This is a genomic window from Microcoleus sp. BR0-C5 (assembly GCF_036705045.1).
GTDB lineage: Bacteria > Cyanobacteriota > Cyanobacteriia > Cyanobacteriales > Microcoleaceae > Microcoleus.
The window spans coordinates 26,494-40,790 of sequence record NZ_JAUBTR010000063.1 but is presented as its reverse complement, the minus strand read 5'-3'; the positions used below and the strand labels follow the sequence as shown (position 1 = coordinate 40,790).

The window sequence follows — 14,297 nt, the reverse complement described above, 5'->3', positions numbered from 1 at the left end:
CTAAGTATTTTTACTCACTCATGCCAGGGCGGGGTATGATACACTATGTAGTGCTTTTGAAGTGCGGAATGTGGGATAAAGATAGCGAGTAAAACGCAGCAAAGATTAGTACATCGGCAAAAATTCGAGCCAAAAACGATGGATAAACCAGTCAAAGAATTGAGTGTAGATGGAGGAAAAGTTCGGCTGAGAACGGCAAAAGGAGCAGCCTGTATCTGGCGTGATTACAAGGCAATTAACTTAGATAACAATTGTGTAGAAGCATTTTTCCAAGACAATGATGCTCTGATTAATTGGGTAAATCAACAACATCTTGATGCGGCGGTAACCTGTTTGGGAGATGGGCATGATGGGATTTGGAATATCATCAGTCGTATTGGTAAGGATAGTCAACGAATAGAGATTCTAGATTGGTATCATTTAGTCGAAAACTTAGGCAAAATTGGCGGTTCAAATCAACGGCGAGAGCAGGCATAATCATTGCTTTGGTCAGGAAAAGTAGCTGAGGCTAAAGCTTTATTTTCTGAGGACAATTCCCAGGCAGCTAAAAATTTTTGTAATTATTTAGTAAAACATCAGCATCGGATTGTTAACTACCAATATTATCAAGCTGAAGAGATTTGTTCAATTGGTTCAGGAGCAGTCGAGTCGGCAGTTAAACAAATTGGCAGACGAATTAAAATTTTGGGCGCGCAATGGCTACCAGAGAATGTGCCACAAGTCTTAGCCCATCGTTGTGCATACCTGAATGGTCTCTTCACCATTTAATTTATCTACAAAGGTGACATGCTCCCGTGTCGGCTAGCCCCAGCGTCAAATACTTGTTTTTGCCTCCGTAAAATTCGCGGGGGAGGTGAAGGCGCAGCCTTCCCTGAAAATTCTCAATACTGACGGAACCCTTAGAGGCTCTGCCCGTGAAAGCGTTTGAGTCCATAGCCGTCTTGGGTAAAAAGACACTTTTATCCTACCCATTTGTCTATGAATTGTCTATGATTTCACAAGTTTGCAGTCCACTAACAGCCTAAGACCATTGTACAGCCTTAGATATAGCTATTAGCTCAGTTCGATTACCACTCGAACGGTCGTGGGTTCAAATCCCACCATCGGCTTAGGGTTTCAGCGATTTTTGATACTACACATTGATGGGGTTGCTATCAAACTGTGATCAAAACGCAGTTTAACTGCTCAAAAATGCTCTCGGCAAAGTAGCCGAGAGCATTTTTATTGGCCCTAAATCCTTGTGTGGTGGAGATTATGAATTTTTTAAATCATATCGTTTCCGGTTGCATCGGTATTGTTCAAATGTCCAAACAGTCAGTTGTCATATCAATTCCGGTTGTATCGGAATGATGAAACCGCTCTTGACACAGAGGATACAGAGAGAGGGAAGAGAGAGATGAATAATTCCGATGCCAAGGGATTTGATCTCATATCGTTTCCGGTTGCATTGGAATAATAAAATCGAGTCAATATTTAACACTCCACAATTCAGTTTTTCGACCCAGAGTCAACAGTTAACAGTCAACAGTCAACAGGAGTGCAACCGGAATTGATATGACATCGTATTAGTTCGGGGGCCGGGGGAGGCGAAAACTCAGGGGACTGAGGATTTGATTGAGGGTACGCAGTTGTTCAGCGGTACCCAAACAAATCAGCGTATCTCCTCCTTCGATCGCAGTTTCTCCGGTAGGCCCCACAATCAAAGTCCCGCCAGCGCGCCGTACTGCTAAAACCAAAGCCCCCGATTGCGATCGCAACTTGGCATTTCTCAAAGTTTCCCCAACGTAGACACAACTATTGGGATCGACCAAAAATTCCTCCATGTAAAAAGAACTCTCGGTGCCCGTCAAAACACCATCTAAAAAATCCATAACTTGAGGCCGCAAAGCCGCCGCCGCCATGCGTTTTCCCCCGGTAATGTAGGGGGATACAACGGCATCGGCGCCGCCCCGCTGCAACTTCTTTACCGCCTCTTCTGTGGTGGCGCGGGCGATCGCCCGTACCTTCGGATTCAGAGTTTTCGCCGACATGACAGTGTATAAATTCTCGGCATCCGAAGGCAAAGCTGCTACTATGCAAATTGCGCGCTCGATCCCCACACTCAGCAAAATTTCGTCCAGCGTCGCGTCTCCTTGCACAGCCGTGTACCCCAGTGCCAAGGCTGCCTCAACCGACGGCACTGCCGAATCAATCACCACAAAAGGAATATTTTCTGCCTGAAATTCCAAAGCAATCTGACGGCCAGTGCGCCCAAAACCGCAGAGAATGTAATGCCCGATCAAAGAATCTACCAATCGTCGCTGCTGCCTAATTCTTGCTCCTTCTTGAAAATATCCTTCAATCAGCGCTTCTGTAAAGCGGTTGACGATGAAACCAATCACAATCACGCCCATCAAAATCAGGCATATGGTAAACATTCGCCCGCGTTGACCGAGGGGCTGAAGTTCACCGTAGCCGACAGTTGCTAGGGTAAATACTGTCATGTAAGCGGCATCGAGCAAAGACCATTTTTCCACCTGCCAATACCAGAGAGTACCTGTGCAGAAAATGCCGCCCAGGGCGATGACTCCGCCCGTTAAGTCTTTTTGCAGGCGCTGGTACTTTTGTTCTAGAGTTGAATACACCGATCGGGCTGACCTATTACCTATTACCTGCTACCAATTTTAACGATATCAGCCCTAGACGCAGAGGATCTCAAAAAGCCAGTTTCTGCCTAGATACTTTGCTGCCAAACTCAACATTTTGAATCTTAACCCGGTTTTTTTTTCGTGAGTTCCGACTGAGTTCCAATCCCGTCGCAGAGGTGGCGATTGTTTTGATTTGCGATCGGATTTGTCGGAAAATAATTGCGGGCTCGATCGCAACCCTGCAGCAACAAATCGTCAAGATTAAAATTCCACAGCATCACCGTACCGTCAGCACTAGCACTAGCGATCGCCTTGCCGTCTGGACTAAAACTCGCACTCCAAACAGCATCCTTATTACCTTTTAAAGTTTTGAGCAATGTACCGTCAATGTTCCACAGCCTCACCATTTTGTCTGTGCTTGCAGATAGCAACATTTGACTGTCGGGACTAAAGCTGATATTTGTCACTCCACTTGTATGCTTTAAAATACTTAGCGGTGTGCCGTCTTTGCTCCAAATTCTCGCAGTTCCCCCAGCATTTGCAGTCGCCAGCATTGCTCCGTCTGGACTGAAAGTTACACTCATAATTTTATCACTTTCCATCTGTAAAGTTCGGAGCAATTTGATATCGTTGCTTGCTTCGATTGACTGCTGTTTTTTTAACTTTTCCACAACCTTTCTCAAACTCCACAGTTTAACAGTGCCATCAGTGCCAGCCCCAGCAATTATCTGGCCGTCTGGGCTAAAAATCGTGCTGGTTATCCAACCTCGCTCCACTTTTAAAGTTGACAATTCTTCCCCGTTTATTTTCCATATTTTAACTGTCCCATCGGCACTGGCTGAAGCAATAATTTTACCATCTGGACTCAAAGAGACGGTTGTTATTTTACCGTCATGTCCTTTTAAATCATGAATTAAGTGACCATTTTTCTGCCAAATCTTGACAGTTTGGTCGTCGCTGGCCGAGACAATTATCTGGCCGCAAGGACTAAAAATTGCCCTGATAATTTTATCAGTATGCCCTGTCAATGTTGCTTGCAAAGTTCCATTATTTTGCCAAACTTTAATATAATTGTCATCGGTAGCAGTCACAATTGTTTGACTGTCGGGACTGAAACTCGCGAAAGCCAAGGTACTGGCTTGAGTCTGCAAGCGGCGGCGTTCCCGAAAGTTGTAAACTGCCTGTTCGAGGGCGATCGCCACTCGCATCTGAATATCTGAACTCACTCCGAGCGATCGTTTCATTTCTGTAACAGCTCTAATGCTTTCTAGCAAAGCTTCTTCTTTTTTATCGGCGGCAAATAGTGTTTCTGATAGCAAACTGAGAGTGAGAATTTTGTAGTTTCTTTCTTCGATTGACGGTTTTACCCAAAAAGCTACAATCAAGATTGATATTAATATGACTGCGGAGCCGGTAACTGTTTGCACTCTCAGTTGTTGCTCGCGCCAAAGTTTAACTGCAATCACTTTTTTCTGCTTTTGTGCTTCGCTTAGTTCCTCTAGTAACTTTTTTTCGCGGCGCAGTTGTTCCATTTCAGCTTGAGTTTGTTTTTCGCGATCGCGCAATTTGGCAAACTCCGCTTCTTGACTCGCACCTAAAAATTGATAATCTTGGGTGTTCAAGCTTTTATTGGCGGCCCACTGTTGGGCATCTTCCAGTGCTTGACCGCGCAACAAGCGAGATTCGTCTTGACAATTTGTAGCTACCCATGCTGTTAGGGATTCAGCATAGGGGCGCAAGTCGCCGAGCGCTTTTTCTACCCAGTTATGGCTGAATATAGCTGCGTAAATGCGGTTGGATACGGTTAATTTCCCTGCTCGTTTTACTACTAATCCGCTCAGCCGCAATTCTGTTTGTTCGGGAGTATCATCCGCCCCTATTCCCCCTACCAGGGCGGGCACGGGGGCACCGCCCCTACAATCGGGGGGTTCTGAAAGTGGCAATATTTTTTGATATAGTCCTAATAACCTACTGGCGCGGTGCGGACTTCTGAGAAGGCGATCGCGAATTGTTTTGATGTGTACCGGTTCATCGGATGATTCCCAATTATCAATAATATGAGATTGCACGATCTCGCTAATTAATAATTGATTTGTACTAAAATTTTCAGTTTTGCTTTCATCCGTTGAATCTGATATAATAGAAGCCGATGCTAAGCTTTTTACATGGTGCAAAATCAGCTTGCAAAGCTTTTGAGTCAGAAATGGCTGCCCTCCAGTCCAGTCCAAAATCTCTTTTAAAACCTCTTGAGGATTCTCTACTTTTCCCTCAAATCCCTTTGCTAAAGGCAGAGCTTCTTGTAAGTTAAAACCGTGCAATTCAATAGGTAAACCGATATTAAAGGGCGTGCGAGTTGCATCGCTAATTAAATCCGATGGCGTAGCTACTCCCAGCAAAGCAAATGTAAGGCGCTGGTATTCTGAATTGTGAGCGCGTTTATTGTAGCAACATCTAATTAATGCAAAGAAATCGTCTAGCGGTTCTTGGAAACTCAGAACGCTATCAATTTCATCAATAAAAATAACCAGGTTTTGAGAAATTTTGACCAGCAGCACTTCTTCAATTAACTCTCCTAAGCGCTGCACCGGCGACATCAACTCTCTCTCCCGCCACCAAGCCATAAACTCGACGGGGTTAAACAGGTTGAAGCTGCACAAGAGTTTGTAAGCGACGCCGCCGTACCACTTATCTAGAGAGACTTGCTGGTTGCCAATGTCGGAAAGGTCGATCGTAGCACAAGCAATCCCATCAGCCGATAGTTTTTGTACAGTTCGCACTAGCAAACTGGATTTGCCCATTTGTCGGGAATTGAGCACGTAACAAAACTCTCCGGCTTTTAGGGCTTGATAAAGTTCTGAGTCAGCTTGTCGCACTACATAAGTAGGTGCATTTTGCGGGAGACTGCCGCCGATTTGATAGTGGTAATCGACTTTCATTATATTGCCTATAATTGGATTATTTGGTCACTTCAATTGTGCCTTTTCCACAAGCAATTTTACCATTCTCATAGGTAGGTTCGGCTGGTTTAATTATACCGGGAGAATCAGCTTCGCACAATATGGCTGCTGTTCTGATTTCATTCTTAGGAGCCTTAGCATTAACTTGGCTAGCAGGAACTAAAAAAGCACCGCCGATATAACTTTTCAGTTCTTTTTGATTCTTGGAGACTCCATAATTAAATGCTGCTTGCTTGGTTGCACGAGTTGAATATTTGTAGTGTAGTGTTTCAGTTTTAAGGCCAAGCCCCAGTGCTTCAAATGAATTAGAAAAACTACTTTTATCTACCAAGTAGGTTTGCTGAGCTTTGTTCATTGAGCTAATATACTGTTTTGCTTCAGATTGCTTTGCTTTATTGGCGCTCTTCAAGAATGATGGAAGCTCGAAAGCATAATATGTTAGTAGTCTTAGTAGTGGCAAAAGAAACATCAAAAGCACTAAACATCCACAGCCAGAATAAATAGGTGAATTTCTATCTGAGTTATAATTTTCTTGACTCATGGTATTCTATCCTCATTGTTGGTAATTTTACCCAATTTTTCCGGTTAAAGTCCCTATTTCGTGACTTCCTTTGTTCCCTTACTGCAGACAGGGTAGCCTTTTTGCAGCTTGGGTAACTGGGGTTTAATAATGCCTTGTTTTTCAGCTTCACAGATGAAAGTTATACTGGTCTTTTGATTAGCAGGAGCCTTGTTATCAAAAAAAAAATTGAGGTGGAACCCGGAAGTCTCCAGCAGTAGAGCTTTTAAAAGCGTTAACCATTATATGCAATGCTAGCTGGCTTAGAATATTGTTGACTCATGGTATTGTATCCTCTCTGTTTGTAGTAAGGACTTTATCTTGCCTAGAGTTAGATTATTTGGTTACTTCAGTTGTGCCTTTACCGCAAGCAATCTTACCATTTTCATAGGTGGGTTCTGCTGGTTTACTTGTACCAGCAGAATCAGCTCGGCACAATATAGATGTGGTCGTTGTTTTATTTGTAGAAGCATTTGACTCAACTTTTGTAGCAGGAATTACAAAGACACCACCCACAAAGCTTTTAAGGTCTTTTTGCTTTGATACTCCATAATTAAATGTTGCTTTTTTTGTGGTCATAAGGGAATATTTGTAATTTTCTGTTTCGGTTTTAATGCCAATTTTTACCGCCTTAACAGAAGTGCTAAAAACACTTTTTTCGGCCAAATAGGCTTGCTGACCTTTGTTGATTGATCTAACATAATCTTTGGCTTCCGCTTGCTTTATGTTCCAAACTTTCTTGAGATATGATGGCATAGCGATCCCACCAATTACTACTACAATTCCCATTAGAAGCAATAAGCATCCGCAACCGTTATAAGCTGCATTTTTAATACTTAATTTTTGATATTTACTCATGGTGTTGTCTACTTAAATGGTATATACAATGCGAATTAAAGTCGGCGAGCCAGAGCCTCTGAATCTGCATTCCCAGGCAGAGCCTGGGAACGAAGAACGAACAATACTCATCTCTAAGCTCGCAGCTTTTGTACTTCTTTTCGGTCAATGGATGTTGGCTGAACCACTTTACTGCCGATCGCAAAATCCCGCAATTCCACTCTCGTAAACTTCACACCCCAAGGATCTGTCGTTGTATCCAACTCTTCCACTAAAGCATTATTAATCTCATGTCGAGCCGTGTAGAGTTCCTCAACAGATAATTTAGCAAGGTGAGTCCGAATTGAAAGAATCAGCATATTTAACATCGCTTCCTTGAGATTCTGCACTTTGTAAGAAGCTTTTTCTAAGTCAATGATTCGCCAGTACACAATAAAATCAACGGTGACGGCAACCCGATCGCGCGTTGTGCATTCTTGCGGTGGCAATTTTAAAATTTGCTCGCGCAGAGTTTGTTTATAGGCCACTGTTTCGACGAAGGGAATCAAAAAAGTCAAACCAGGTTCGAGTTTCTTGCGATCGTACTTTCCGAAAATTTCAACTAACGCCTCATCTCCTTGACGGACTATTTTTACACTGCTGGCTAAGGATACTCCGGTGATGGCAAGCAATACCGTCAAAAAATAGTGATACATAGTGAATCTCCTGGTAAATAGTTGACAGTTGACAGTTGACAGTTGACAGTTGACAGTGGATAGTGATTTATTAGTCTCTTAGAGAGGAACTTTGTTTGGCAAGAAGCGATTTCTATCGCCGAGTCATAAAACAGCTAACTGAGATTTAGCTGTTGATGTGAATTAATCTGTCAGGTACAACAATCAGCGTGTTTCCTTCGCGGCGCAAAACATAAACTTTTTGTCGGGGTGCGATCGCCCCTTGGGAATCTTCATTGCGGGCTTTCCACGAAGCCCCTTCATAAATCACCATTCCGGTTTCTCCGGGGAAAATTTCGGAGATAGTTGTCGCTTCCGTGGCTTCGGGAATCACAAACTTTTTGCGAACAATAAAAATTGGTCGAATCCAGATGCTCAGCGCGAGGGCTATCCCCATCCAGTAGAAGATTTGCCAGTCAAAATCTTCATACATTATGTTCGCCCAACTAAACTGAAATGCTACCGAACCTCTCCACAAAATAAATGATTCAATTAAAGCCGAAGCTCCCATCATTAGCACGTAAAACCTGTATTTCTGGGGCTGAGTTTTGATGATTAATAGCTCGATCGCACTAAGCACCATTCCAATCAGCAACCACAACATCGGGGGGGTGAAAGCGAAACCTGGTTGATTAGTGGCTGACGCCAGCGACAAAATTAGGATAGAATACACAATGCTTTTACCTCGTTTTGATGGGATTCAACCTTGTTATTTCTAATCTAATCAGGCGACTATTTGAGTTAGCGACTGAGTTATTTGAAAAATCATCGACTTTTCATCGACTTTTCATCGACTTTAGGGCCGGTTGCCATTTATGATGGTTTCAGTGTCCTGATTGTGATAAGCAATGCCACGATCGCTAAGGGTGCGCGAAGAGTGCATTCGCGCAGTTAAATCCTGTCTCCTGAGAAATGGCTTTCCCAGTCAGAAAATCCTGGCTGAGGATTTAGGGATGGCGCAATCTACTGTCAGCCATTTTCTGAATGGCAAACCTGTGGATTATGCCAATTTCATAGAAATTTGTCGCGGATTGGGGCAGGAATGGCGCGATATAGCCGATTTTGAGGCGAATTCAGAGCCAGAGGAGGTAGTGCTGGTGAGGGCAAAAGTGGCGATCGTCTTTGAGGGCTTTCCTTCGGATCGCTTCGCTAACGCCAACGCCCGATCGACCTCACACAACACCCTTTCCCAGCAGTTACACCAAGCTTTGAGTGCGGGAGGCCACGAAGTCTTCTTTATTCACAACAGTAGCGACTCAGGCTCATATTTAAAGCATTGCGATTATTTGCTGTTGCTGATTTCCGAAGAATCGGCCGCTAGCGAAATGGTATTGGAACAAGTGCAGCTAGCCAAGGAATTGCACAATCTAACTGCTCATAAACCCGCAATTTTACCGATTTTAGTTGAATTAAATACACCGCTTTCCTTTGATTTACTGAGCTATTTAGCAGGAATTCAGCCCTGGCTGTGGCGCGGTGTTGGCGACTCATTTACGTTATTATCACAAATTTTAACGATTATCAAAGAAGGTCGCACATCGTTAACTGCCGACCATGAATTAGCTGTACAATGGCACGCAATTAGTAGCACAAAACAGTCAATAAGTCAACCCCTGCCAGCAGCGCCGCCAGAATTGCCGGGAGGACAAGTTGAAATAGCTTCTCGTTTTTATATCGATCGCCCTCCCATCGAATCCCGGTGTTACGAGACGATCGCCCAACCGGGAGCGCTAATCCGCATAAAAGCACCCAGACAAATGGGCAAAACTTCCTTGATGGCAAGGATTTTGCATCACGCCGAACTGCAAGGTTCTCGCACGGTAGCGCTGAGTTTTCAGCTAGCAAATAGGAAAATATTCGCTAATTCCGATACATTTTTGCAGTGGTTTTGTGCTACCATCGGTCAAGAGTTAGGAATGCTGGAGCAGTTGCCCAAGTGTTGGGAATTAGCCGATTTGATTGGCAGCAATCAGTGCTGCAAGGCTTATTTTGAACAGTATTTGCTGTCAGAATCCTCAACACCTCTGACATTAGGCTTGGATGAGAGCGATCGCCTGTTTGAATCGCCGGAAATTGCCGACGACTTTTTTGGGTTATTGCGAGCTTTACACGAAGAAGCAAAACGGCGAGATATTTGGAAAAAATTTCGTTTAATTGTGGTGCATTCTACGGAAGTATATATCCCGCTGGATGTGAACAAATCACCCTTTAATGTGGGATTGCCGATAGACTTGCCAGAGTTTAATTCCCAGCAAGTGCAAGATTTGGCAAAGCGGCACGGATTGAATTGGAGTGGGAATGAAGTTGCAGAGTTGATGGGGTTAGTGGGCGGAAATCCTTATTTAGTGCGGCTAGGAATGTATCATATTTCGCGTCAAGATGTGACGTTAGATCGGTTAGTGAAAGAATCTGCAACTGAAGCGGGAATTTACAGCGATCATTTGCGGCGACATTTATGGAATTTAGAGAAATATTCGGAATTAATGGAGGCGATGAGAGAGATTGTTAGTGTTTCCCAGCCAGTTAGATTGAGGTCAGAATTGGGGTTTAAGTTAAATAGTATGGGGTTGGTGAAATTGGATGGAAATCATTGCATTCCGAGATGTCGGTTGTATCAGGAGTATTTTGGCGATCGGCTATAAGCCCAGAGAAACCGGGTTTCTGAGGAAAAATCTCAGGTTGATTGCCTAGTCTTGGCCAGAAACCCGGTTTCTAACCCTGGGATAACTCCCGAGAAACCGGGTTTCTGAGGAAAAATCTCAGGTTGATTGCCAAGTTTTGGCCAGAAACCCGGTTTCTGTCACAGGTGTGTGTTGCGTAAGTCCCAGAAAAGTCGATGAGAAGTCGATGAGAACTCACTCAACTTCTCAAATAGGCAGGTGATTTAATAAAAATAGAGCAGAAGCAAGGCGCAGTAGGCGAGGTTTGCAAGCCCCACCGCACTCAATGGACTGGATGAAAACGACGCTAAAAATAACTTGCTTGTGTTTCTTGGCATCGACTGTTCGATTAGGCGATATTAGACAAGCTACGCCTGCACTAGCTGTTTGACTCTAGAATCCCCATGTGTTTACGCTGGGGAGTATGTCAATCACTTGAAAACTACTCTGCTAACACATTTGGACAACTACCATGCAGCTTAAAAAAAATCCTCAACTCGATGTACTCAACAAACAAGCAGTATCGACAACAACCAACCAGCTTAAGACAAACCCTCAACTCGATGCACTCGATAAAAAAGCGGAATCTTCAGAAAAAAATATTCTCCCTGACAAAAAACGTAAATCATGGGTAGGAATCTTACTGAGGATCACTTTTATTTACTTTCCTCTGGGCAGCATAATACTTGGTGCGATCGCCCTCCCTTCTGTTGTCGGTTGTGGTGGCAAGGCGAAGCTATCAGAAGCTAAACAATATGTTAGCGCAATGAACAAAGGTCAACAAGCAATATACGTCGAGGATGGCGCATTTTCCAATTCCGTTAATGCTCTGGGTCTCGGCATTAAAACTCAGACAACCAACTATAACTATTCAACCATATCTACCAAAAATGCTGCTTTTAGTTATGGTGTAGCCCGCAGCAATAATCTTACTAGCTATGTCGGGGCTGTATTTTTAGTACCTGTTTCCCAAGCAGCTAACAAAGGGAAGACTACTGTATCCATTCTGTGTGGAGCAAATTCTCCTGGAAATACCCAACCGTCTGCTCCTATCCTTCAGAATGGTAATCCTGTCTGCGCTGCTGGTAGTAGCGACGTGCTTAAGTAAATATTGACATTAATGATAATCTCATGTTACCTGAAATTGTCAAAGGATTCATCGTCTTAGCGAGCATCTTCATTCCCCTCGAAAGAATTTTTTCCTTGCACAAGCAAAAGATATTTCGTTTCGGATGGGAAACCGATGCCACATATTTTTTTACAGGTCACTTTATTGGTAGATTATGCGCTATTGTTGTGACTGTAATTTTGTCGCTAATGACTAATTTACTAAACCCGGAATTGCAAAGCAAAGTAGCCTCTCAACCTGTATGGTTGCAGTTAGCAGAAGCAGTTATCGTTTCCGATATGGCATATTATATCGCTCACAGACTACTGCATGAAGTACCCTGGCTTTGGCAATTCCATGCAGTCCATCACAGCATTGAACATATGGACTGGTTAGCAGCAGTGCGGGTGCATCCCTGCGAGCAACTCTTTACTCAGATTTGCAAAATTATGCCTCTTTACTGGTTGGGATTTACTAAGGAGAGTTTGGTAGTTTATGCTCTTTATTCTGCGGCAATCGCTTTCTTAATTCATTCTAATATGAAATTAAAATTTGGCATTCTAAAATGGTTCGTAGCAACCCCACAATTTCATCACTGGCATCACAGTAAAATTCCCGGAATAAACAACAAAAACTTTGCTGTTCAGTTGCCACTGTTAGATTTGCTATTTGGCACTATCTATATGCCAGCGAAAAAAATGCCTCATAAATATGGAATCTCTGATTCTATACCTGCTGGATATATCGGACAAATGTTCTATCCATTTTCAAGGATGATGAAAAATGCTAGATAAAAATGCAAAACCAGGTATTAATCGCTATTCTCGCTTTTTGCTGGCAATTATGGGTTTTGGCTTGACGAGTGTGGCTTCTCTGGGTGCAGTTTCTCTATTTCATCACATGGATATCTTAACTTTTATCGCCAGTTTAAATACGAAACAAGTAACTGTTGCCCAATTCCAGCAGGGTAAGTTGAAACCAGTGATTTTGATCGATGTGCGATCGCCCGAAGAATACGCCGAAGATCGCATCGATGAAAGTCCGCTGGTTCCCCTAAGTGATATTGAGTTAGGGTTCGGTGTCAAGCAGGTGCAATCCATTGTCAAAGCAAGGGTTAAATCCGATAGACCTCAGCCGATAATTGTACTTTATTGTGCCAGAGGAGGGCGATCGGTTAAAGCATACAAAGAGTTGGAAAAAATCGCTCTGTATTCCCAAGAATCTGGAGGAAATGAGACTAATAAGATTAAGGATATTAGCCTGAATGTTGTTGTCCTTTCAGGCGGGATCAAAGCGTGGCGGCAAGCAGTGCCGGCTCCAAAAGATGCCCAGATATTAGCTCCAATTACTTTGGGGAGTTTGATAAAGTCTCCGTCAGTCACCCTGCTTTCGGAATGAATCGGGGCAGTTGTGACCAAATTGATTTCTGTCAAATCTCTATCAATGGAAGGGTGTATCGTGCTGACAGATTAGCTATCTTCAAGAAAAGTAGCCATTATCCTCAGCAATCTGCAACGGTTGGCTGTTTTGGCAGGCAGCACAATAATTAGAGTTAGCATAACTTGATTCCATGCAAAACACGATAGAGATACTTCCTTCTTCAGACTCGCGGACTCTTTCCAAAAAGCAATCCGTACTCCCAAATTACGAAGCAGCCGATCGACAATTTGTCAATTTGCTAGAAGTCGAGGATTTAGACAAGACGGTGGCGACAAAACCGTTACTTGTTAGCGATTTTGAAAGCGCGATCGCCTATGCAATTCAAGCAGCTTACCAACAGGAACCGGGCGATGAGGCCGCTCACCGCTTCTTGCAGCGCGTACTTTACCGCATCAACCGCCTCAACTTGTTTTGGTACGACGATTTGCGCCGCTACAACAATGAACGATCGCACTATTTGCGTTCTGTGCGCGATCGCATTGAGGAACCTTGGCAGCAGTGGGAACTCGCGCAAATCGACGTTGCAGCGCTGCAAAAATTGCCGGATGTCAAGCAAGCCCTGCGCGATCGCGCGGCCGCCGATGTCGATCCTCCGCTAACTGAGATCGATCGCTACCAGCGTGAACAGATGACTGAAGAGGGATACAAACACCTGCTGGCGATCGCCTCTTTCGACGGTTTAGTGGAAGCCAGCCGCCTTTCTCGCATCCTCGGCGGTGCCGGCAACGAAATTCAGTGCACCCTTACGCGGGTGCTGATTGAAGAATACGGTGGCGGTCGTCTCCCCCGCAAGCATTCGACCTTTTTTGCTCAAATGCTGGCTGAATTCGATATGAGTACAGAACCAGAAGCGTACTTCGATTTAGTGCCTTGGGAAGTGCTCGCAAGCATTAATCACAACTTCCTGCTTACCGAACGCAAGCGCCATTTTCTGCGCTACAACGGCGGACTCACTTATTTTGAGGTGGCGGGGCCCGTCGCTTACCGCAATTATCTAGCCGCCGCCCAGCGTTTGGGCCTCTCGCAGGCTGCGATGGGTTATTGGGAACTGCACATCAAAGAAGATGAACGTCACGGCCGCTGGATGTTGGATGAAGTGGCGATCCCGCTGGCTGATAGATACCCGCAGGAGGCTTGGGAATTGGTGTTGGGGTACGATCAGGAGAAGTCGATCGGCGATCGGGCTGGGGCTGCTGTGGTGCGATCGATCCAAGCCACAGAAAGGAATTAACGGCTATATAGTAGGGTACGTCAGAGACTGATGCACCCTAGATCTTGCACCGTTCTCAATAAGCCTTTTAGGAACAGGCAAGATGCCTGTTCCACAAAGAGTAGACCTCTTGCAAAAATCCTTTTCCTCAATTGGTGGGACGGGCAAGATGCCCATCCCACAAGA

11 protein-coding genes, 1 tRNA gene and 1 pseudogene are annotated in these 14,297 nt (G+C 44.2%); 7 read left to right on the top strand and 6 right to left on the bottom strand.

Annotation, left to right across the window (positions count from 1 at the left end; all coding sequences use genetic code 11):
* Positions 1 to 72: 72 nt before the first annotated feature.
* Positions 73 to 768 (top strand): annotated as a pseudogene (locus QUB08_RS24335) (ISKra4 family transposase); the annotation flags it as partial.
* Between the two features lie 269 nt (positions 769 to 1,037).
* Positions 1,038 to 1,109: transfer RNA gene (locus QUB08_RS24330), tRNA-Leu, on the top strand.
* A 456-nt stretch (positions 1,110 to 1,565) separates the two neighbouring features.
* Here the strand turns inward: QUB08_RS24330 and QUB08_RS24325 are convergent.
* The 6 genes from QUB08_RS24325 to QUB08_RS24300 form a co-directional block, all read right to left on the bottom strand.
* A complete protein-coding gene (locus tag QUB08_RS24325; RefSeq protein WP_333227858.1) occupies positions 1,566 to 2,624 on the bottom strand; it encodes a potassium channel protein in 1,059 nt (352 codons plus the stop codon).
* Between the two features lie 125 nt (positions 2,625 to 2,749).
* Entirely contained in the window at positions 2,750 to 5,563 is a 2,814-nt protein-coding gene (locus QUB08_RS24320; RefSeq protein ID WP_333227856.1) for an AAA-like domain-containing protein, read from the bottom strand.
* Positions 5,564 to 5,582: 19 nt separating this feature from the next.
* Positions 5,583 to 6,125, bottom strand: a complete 543-nt coding sequence (locus tag QUB08_RS24315) for a type IV pilin-like G/H family protein (protein WP_333227854.1) — start codon at positions 6,123 to 6,125, stop codon at positions 5,583 to 5,585.
* A gap of 354 nt (positions 6,126 to 6,479) precedes the next feature.
* Positions 6,480 to 7,001 (bottom strand): type IV pilin-like G/H family protein, encoded by a 522-nt coding sequence (locus QUB08_RS24310; RefSeq protein ID WP_333227852.1) that lies wholly within the window; start codon positions 6,999 to 7,001, stop codon positions 6,480 to 6,482.
* A gap of 113 nt (positions 7,002 to 7,114) precedes the next feature.
* Entirely contained in the window at positions 7,115 to 7,675 is a 561-nt protein-coding gene (locus QUB08_RS24305) for an SPFH domain-containing protein (protein WP_333227850.1), read from the bottom strand.
* A 145-nt stretch (positions 7,676 to 7,820) separates the two neighbouring features.
* Positions 7,821 to 8,366, bottom strand: coding sequence for an NfeD family protein (locus tag QUB08_RS24300; protein ID WP_333227848.1), 546 nt, complete (start codon positions 8,364 to 8,366; stop codon positions 7,821 to 7,823).
* 175 nt (positions 8,367 to 8,541) lie between these two features.
* Here QUB08_RS24300 and QUB08_RS24295 point away from each other — a divergent pair, with 175 nt between their 5' ends.
* The 5 genes from QUB08_RS24295 (at position 8,542) to QUB08_RS24275 (ending at position 14,132) form a co-directional block, all read left to right on the top strand.
* Entirely contained in the window at positions 8,542 to 10,335 is a 1,794-nt protein-coding gene (locus tag QUB08_RS24295; RefSeq protein ID WP_333227846.1) for an AAA-like domain-containing protein, read from the top strand.
* Positions 10,336 to 10,825: 490 nt separating this feature from the next.
* Positions 10,826 to 11,461, top strand: coding sequence for a type IV pilin-like G/H family protein (locus tag QUB08_RS24290; RefSeq protein ID WP_333227844.1), 636 nt, complete (start codon positions 10,826 to 10,828; stop codon positions 11,459 to 11,461).
* Between the two features lie 23 nt (positions 11,462 to 11,484).
* Complete coding sequence (locus QUB08_RS24285) at positions 11,485 to 12,255, top strand: sterol desaturase family protein (RefSeq protein ID WP_333227842.1); 771 nt, start codon at positions 11,485 to 11,487, stop codon at positions 12,253 to 12,255.
* On the top strand, positions 12,245 to 12,859 hold the full coding sequence (locus QUB08_RS24280) for a rhodanese-like domain-containing protein (protein ID WP_333227840.1): 615 nt from the start codon (positions 12,245 to 12,247) through the stop codon (positions 12,857 to 12,859). The genes QUB08_RS24285 and QUB08_RS24280 overlap by 11 nt, the downstream gene beginning before the upstream one ends.
* Before the next feature lie 172 nt (positions 12,860 to 13,031).
* Complete coding sequence (locus tag QUB08_RS24275; protein ID WP_333227838.1) at positions 13,032 to 14,132, top strand: iron-containing redox enzyme family protein; 1,101 nt, start codon at positions 13,032 to 13,034, stop codon at positions 14,130 to 14,132.
* The last annotated feature ends 165 nt before the right edge of the window (positions 14,133 to 14,297 follow it).

What these genes read in the sequence shown, in the direction of transcription:
- QUB08_RS24280 (WP_333227840.1), top strand. Translation starts at nt 12,245, where the DNA reads ATGCTAGATAAAAATGCAAAACCAGGTATTAATCGCTATTCTCGCTTT.
- QUB08_RS24295 (WP_333227846.1), top strand. Translation starts at nt 8,542, where the DNA reads ATGCCACGATCGCTAAGGGTGCGCGAAGAGTGCATTCGCGCAGTTAAA.
- QUB08_RS24275 (WP_333227838.1), top strand. Translation starts at nt 13,032, where the DNA reads ATGCAAAACACGATAGAGATACTTCCTTCTTCAGACTCGCGGACTCTT.
- QUB08_RS24285 (WP_333227842.1), top strand. Translation starts at nt 11,485, where the DNA reads ATGTTACCTGAAATTGTCAAAGGATTCATCGTCTTAGCGAGCATCTTC.
- QUB08_RS24320 (WP_333227856.1), bottom strand. Translation starts at nt 5,563, where the DNA reads ATGAAAGTCGATTACCACTATCAAATCGGCGGCAGTCTCCCGCAAAAT.
- QUB08_RS24315 (WP_333227854.1), bottom strand. Translation starts at nt 6,125, where the DNA reads ATGAGTCAAGAAAATTATAACTCAGATAGAAATTCACCTATTTATTCT.
- QUB08_RS24290 (WP_333227844.1), top strand. Translation starts at nt 10,826, where the DNA reads ATGCAGCTTAAAAAAAATCCTCAACTCGATGTACTCAACAAACAAGCA.
- QUB08_RS24310 (WP_333227852.1), bottom strand. Translation starts at nt 7,001, where the DNA reads ATGAGTAAATATCAAAAATTAAGTATTAAAAATGCAGCTTATAACGGT.
- QUB08_RS24305 (WP_333227850.1), bottom strand. Translation starts at nt 7,675, where the DNA reads ATGTATCACTATTTTTTGACGGTATTGCTTGCCATCACCGGAGTATCC.